Genomic DNA, 3,338 nt, shown 5'->3' on the forward strand with positions numbered 1-3,338 from the left:
CCCCTACAGCACCGCAACCCCGAGGGACGACAAGATCACCGGGACCATCACCGCCCCCATGCAGAAGACCCGGCGGACCTCGACGAGCGTCGGCACCCTCCCGACAAGAGTGGCGGCGGCGAGGACGAAGAGGCCGAAGGGGCCGCAGAGGAGGAAGGAGAGGAGGGTGACGAAGAGGATCACGGCGGCGTTCAGGGGGCGGAGGGGGACGCGGGAAAAGATGCCGGCCGTGCCCGAGAGGAGAACGGTGGCGGCATAGGCAAGAGCGGCAGCGAGTGCGGCGACGGAGAGGAGGGCGGTGAAAGGCGGGATGTCGAGGGTGCCGAGGGCCACCATGACACCGTTTCTCGTCCGGCCAACTGCGTAGAGGGCGGCGAGGCCGAGGAAGGCGTTCGCCGTGTTTGCGGCGCTCGTTGCGAGGATGTAGCCCCGCCGGTCCTCGCCGTAGTCGATCGCCGAGGCGAGGACGGCATTCGCGGTGGCATTCGAGAGGCCGGGAAGCCAGCCGACGACGGCGCCGGCCAGCGACCCGGCGCACGAACACCTGAAGAGTTCCTTTCTGCCGGGATAGGTGACGGCGGCCGACTGCGGCGGCATCCTGCCACCGGAGGCGGAGATGAGGACCGCAACCCCGAAAAGGCCGGAGAGGAGGGGCATCAGGACGCCGGTGCCGCCGTTCCAGGCAAGGAAGGAATACCTGAAGGTGAAGAGGCCGAGGAGGCCGGAGACGAGAAAGACCCCTGCCGCCCATTCGGGAGATTCGGAGAAGACGACGAGGTAGCAGGCGACCGCAAGGAGGAGGACCCCGATCCAGAGATCAAACAGGGGCTGGAAGGCGGGGAGGATGGTGAGGAAAAGAAGAGAGAAGGGCAGGGCCCAGACGACGGCGGCAGCGCTCCCGAGGGCCGAGAGGCGCACCGCCTCGCCGCCCCTCCCCTCCAGACAGAGGGCATGAGCAGGGAGGACCATCACCGCGGTGTCGGCGTCGGGCACGCCGAGAAAGGTCGAAGGGACGCAGTCCAGGAAAGTGTGTGTGACAAGAGCGGCGACAAGGGCCGCGGCCAGCACGGGAGTGCCGAGGCTCACGACAAGGATCGGGGAGAGGGAGAGGAGAAGCCCTGCCATCGTGTTGACGTGCACGCCCGGCACCAGGCCACTGACCGTGCCGAGGGCGACGCCGAGGATGGTGCCGGCGACGAGGGCCGCTATCACACCCGAGATTCTGAAACCGCCCCATATATATCATCCGGCCGGGTGGGGAAACCGTCATATCCCACCCGCACCGAACAATTGCACAATGTTGATTGCGATCACCCGTCTTGCTGAGAAGGCGGGAAGGGACGCCGCCCTCTGCGCCCAATACGGGCATACCTGCTACACGGTCTCGCCCCTGCGGGCCGAACTCCAGGAGGAGAACATCGACCGCTTCGTGGCCGAGGCGAATGCCGGAAACTTCGACGCCATCTTCTTCACGAGCGCCCTGCCCGCCGAGGTCATCGCCCCCCGGCTGCGCCCGGACGCAGGCGCACGCATCGTCGCCATCGGGCCCCGGACGGCACAGACGCTGAAGGCCTGCGGCCTCCAGCCCGAGACCCTCCCCTCCTATTATTCGGCTGACTTCGCGCCCTATCTCGGGGACTGGCTGAAGGGCAGGAAGGTCGGCATCCCGCGGGCAGCGGTGCCGAACCCCGGCCTCCTTCAGGCGATCAGGGATCTGGGCGGCGAGGCCTGCGAGTACCCTGCCTACACCCTCGTCCCGACCGGGGAGGACCTCGACACGGCAGGTGCCGACGCTGTTCTCTTCACGAGCGCGTCGTCCTTTACCGAGGCGCACTGGACGCGGCAGGCAGGGCAGACAGTCGCCGCCATCGGCACCGTGACCGCGACCGCGATGGAGCGGGCCGGCGTCGCGCCCGACGTCGTCGGGGACGGGTCCCTTGCCGGGACTCTCGCCGCACTGAACAGCAGGGAGGAGAGAACCGGGCCCGAGCACCGGGTGCCGGGCGTCCCGCAGGCCGGCCTCATCGCCGTGGACAAACCAAGGGGGCCGTCGAGCCACCAGGTCGCCGCATGGGTGGGAGAGATGCTCGGCATGCCAATCGGGCATGCCGGCACCCTCGACCCGATGGTCACCGGCGTGCTCGTCATCATGATCGGTCCTGCGGTGCGTCTCGCGCCGGTCCTGCTGAAGGAAAGAAAAGAGTATGTCTGCCTGATGCGCCTCCACGGTGACGTCAGCAGGGAGGAGATCGAAGAGACGGCCAGGGAGTTCGCCGGCAGGATCTACCAGAGGCCGCCCCGCAGGAGCGCGGTGAAGCGAAACCTGCGGATCAGGCGGATCTACGACCTGGAGGTGCTGGACGTGGACGGGAGACTCGTCCTCTTCAGGGCGGTCTGCGACGCGGGTACCTATATCAGGTCGCTCTGCCACCACCTCGGCCTCGCCCTCGGTGTCGGGGCCCACATGCAGGAACTCCGCCGGACCCGCTCAGGCGCCGTCGGCGAGAACGAGACCTGCACCCTCCACGAGGTCAGGGACGCCGTGGTCGCTGCACGGGCGGGCGACACCGCACCCCTTGCAGCCCTCATCCTCCCGCCGATCCAGGGCATCGGCGACCTCCCGCGGATCGTCGTGCGGGATACGGCGATCGACGCCCTCTGTCACGGGGCCCAGCTCGCGGGGGTCGGGGTCCTCTCGCGGACGAAGTACCAGAAAGGCGATCTTGTGGCCGTGCTCTCGGAGAAGGACGAACTCATCTGCCTCGGCGAAGCACTCACCGATTCCTCGGCCTACGAACCCGGGAAGACCGGGCTTGTGCTCGCCCCGCGGGCGGTGATGATGGCCGCCGGGACCTATCCGCGGGTCTGGACGACGCACCCCCGAGGGCCGGCCAAATAGATAGGATTAAAAAACGGGGGGGCCTATAGTATAAGGCGAGTGCTGAGGTAGTCTAGCGGTAGGGCGCGGGCCTGGAAAGCCCGTGAGGCGCAAGTCTCTCGGGAGTTCAAATCTCCCCCTCAGCGTTTTGAAATCAAGTTCGATTCTTCTCCCCAAGAGTTAAATACCGCCTTTCTGACCCCTCATCATGGGTTCAACTACCGCACCAACCCAAGAAGACCGGGCTTTCCATCTTGTCAAGCCCGTCTATGCGCACCGCTCCGTCGACCGCGCCCTTGCCGAGGGCCGTCTCACCGAAGACGATGCCACTCTCATCGCGGCCTTCATCACCGAACAACAGGCATCGTGCAGCCTCACCACCATCCGGGTGAACAAACTCGTCTACCTCCTCGTCAACTGGCGGCGCTTCGTCGGGCCGTACCGCACCAACGCCATCTTC

At 66.8% G+C, this 3,338-nt stretch carries 2 protein-coding genes, 1 tRNA gene and 1 pseudogene; 3 read left to right on the forward strand and 1 reads right to left on the reverse strand.

The features are described 5' to 3' along the window. Positions 1-3 precede the first annotated feature (3 nt). Positions 4-1,212 (reverse strand): tripartite tricarboxylate transporter permease, encoded by a 1,209-nt coding sequence (locus PHP59_RS12125; RefSeq protein WP_300167347.1) that lies wholly within the window; start codon positions 1,210-1,212, stop codon positions 4-6. An 85-nt stretch (positions 1,213-1,297) separates the two neighbouring features. On the opposite strand from PHP59_RS12125, the gene PHP59_RS12750 reads away from it, so the two are divergent. From PHP59_RS12750 to PHP59_RS12145, 3 genes and pseudogenes are all read left to right on the forward strand, one after another. Next, positions 1,298-2,899 carry an RNA-guided pseudouridylation complex pseudouridine synthase subunit Cbf5 gene (locus PHP59_RS12750; protein WP_366943770.1) on the forward strand — a complete coding sequence of 534 codons (1,602 nt, stop codon included), beginning with the start codon at positions 1,298-1,300 and terminating at the stop codon, positions 2,897-2,899. Between the two features lie 41 nt (positions 2,900-2,940). Beyond that, positions 2,941-3,024, forward strand: a tRNA-Ser gene (locus tag PHP59_RS12140). Between the two features lie 62 nt (positions 3,025-3,086). Beyond that, a pseudogene (locus tag PHP59_RS12145) lies at positions 3,087-3,338 on the forward strand (integrase); the annotation flags it as partial.

The organism is Methanofollis sp. (assembly GCF_028702905.1).
In the GTDB taxonomy this organism is placed as follows: domain Archaea; phylum Halobacteriota; class Methanomicrobia; order Methanomicrobiales; family Methanofollaceae; genus Methanofollis.